Here is a 2,232-nt window from a genome sequence, read left to right as displayed (position 1 = left end):
TCAGTGGTCACATGTTTTCCATTTGCATCTAAAACTTCTTCTTGATTTTTCCCTTGATATAAGCCGATTGTTACTTTATCGCCTCTAAGATTAAACTGATCATTATAATCATCCCAGATTTTAATGCCGCTGATACTTGTTTTTTCCGTTAAAATATCATAAGCATTTGTTATAGTTACCAGTTCTGGTTCCTCTTTATACGTAGTTACATAATTAGGGATACCTTCTTCAACTACTTGATAAAGAAATAAATCCCCATTATCATCATACTTTTCTAATCCGTCAAAGGTATGTGACCAGTTATTTGCTTCACTCAGGTACTCACTACCTGCTTCTTTACCATCTTTTAATAAAAGAACCTTTACCTTCTCTGGTCGATTTTCATCTGGACGTTTTTCTGTCCATTTTTTTACAACAGAAATTTTAGTTGTTTCATTATTTATAAATGTATTAGAAATAGTTGTTCCCACAACCTGGCTTTCATAATTTTCTACAGGTTCTTCTTTAACTGTATACTTGATTTCTTTTCCAGTTTCATCATATTTTTGTAATTCATCAAATTCATAAAACCAATTATCATTCTTATCCGGTTTCACTTCTTTTCGTTGATACTCTTTTCCATCTTTTTCTAAGATGACAAAAATAGATTCAGGACGTTTTCCAAATTGATTATTATTGTCATACCATAATTTTTCACCGGCAATTTTAGTTGTTTCATTATTGCGGTAAGTATTAGTGATTATTTGACCATCAACAACCGATGTGTATCCTAAAGGAACATCATCTTCTTCCACTCGGTATTCATAAAGTTTTCCGTTATCATCATATTTTTTCAACTCTTTAAAGTGATATGTCCAATCATTTTCTTTATCTACTTTTTGTTTTTGAATTTGTTTGCCATCTTGGTATAACTTAACAGTAATAAAATCTGGACGTGTCTTAAACCTGTTATCGTAATCATCCCAAACTTTCTTACCACTAACCTCAACAACTTCATTATTTTGATATGTATTAGTGATATCAAATCCCAATACTTCAGATTCGTAACCAGGTACTTCTTTTCCTTCTTCTACTCGGTACTCATAAATTTTGCCATTATCACTATATTTAGATAAATTTAAAAACTCATACTTCCAACCAGTTGACTTTTTAGCCTCTGTTGACTCAATTTTTTTATCATCTTGATACAAATCAACACTTATAGTATCTGGTCGTTTAGAAAAAGCATTTTCATTGTCATTCCACAGTTTTTCACCTTTAATATCAAGTTTTTCACTAGGTACTAACTTATTATTAATTTCTAAATTATATGGATCAGACTCTTTTTTAGTATACGTAACTTCGTAATTGGGAACTACTTCCTCTTTTACCGTGTATTCAAATTTTCTTCCAGTTACTTTATCATATTGATACAGTCCATCAAATACCACTTCCCACTCAGATGGGTCTTCAGTCTCTGAATTAATATCCATTTCTTTTGTTTCAATTACTTTTCCATCTTGAAGTAGATAAACTGTAATTGATTTTGGACGTAGATTTGCCTCATTGTTATTATCATCCCATTTTTTAGTTGCTTTAACTTCTATCGTTGGAAATTTAAGTAACGTATTAACTATGTCATTTCCAATAGTTTCAGTTTTATAACCAGGTGGTAAATTATTTTCAGTTACTCGATATTCGTATAGATTTCCATCATTGTCGTACTTAGGTTGATTATTAAATTCATATTTCCAAGAGGGAGAAGTAATTGTTGTATAAGATGTTGGCATCCAAAAATTTTGACTTTTCGAGCGACGTTGGAGCTCGATAGTTAATCTCTCTGGTCGAGGTTTCACTTTTCCATTCATATCTACCCAATGTTTTTCTCCAGCAATATTTACTACTGATGAGCTGTCATAAGTATTTAAAATGTTATAGCCTGTTACTTTTGAAACATAACCCGTTGGCACACCATTTTCTTTTACTGTATATATATATTCTTTACCGCTGCTATCTCTTAATGGCAGCCCTTCAAATGAATAGAACCATTTGCCATCACGATCGCCTCTGATATATTTATCCTGTATTTTCACACCGTTTTGCATTAGGTTGATCCAAACACCATTTGGACGCGCATTCGGGCTATTTTCATCGCCCTTCCATGTTTTTTCACCGTTGATATCGATTAATTCGTTTTTTACTAATGTATTTTTTATTGTTGTTCCTACAACTTCACTTGTGTATCCTGGAACT

1 protein-coding gene is annotated in these 2,232 nt (G+C 32.0%); it reads right to left on the bottom strand.

The features are described 5' to 3' along the window. Window positions 1–2,232 (bottom strand): Cna B-type domain-containing protein (locus tag RR554_RS00575; protein ID WP_332462237.1); only part of this gene is annotated, 2,232 nt, incomplete at both ends.

The sequence above is a fragment of the Vagococcus sp. genome, assembly GCF_036639995.1.
In the GTDB taxonomy this organism is placed as follows: Bacteria; Bacillota; Bacilli; order Lactobacillales; family Vagococcaceae; genus Vagococcus.
The sequence above is the reverse complement of the archived record's forward strand: the minus strand, read 5'-3'. Positions and strand labels throughout refer to the sequence as shown.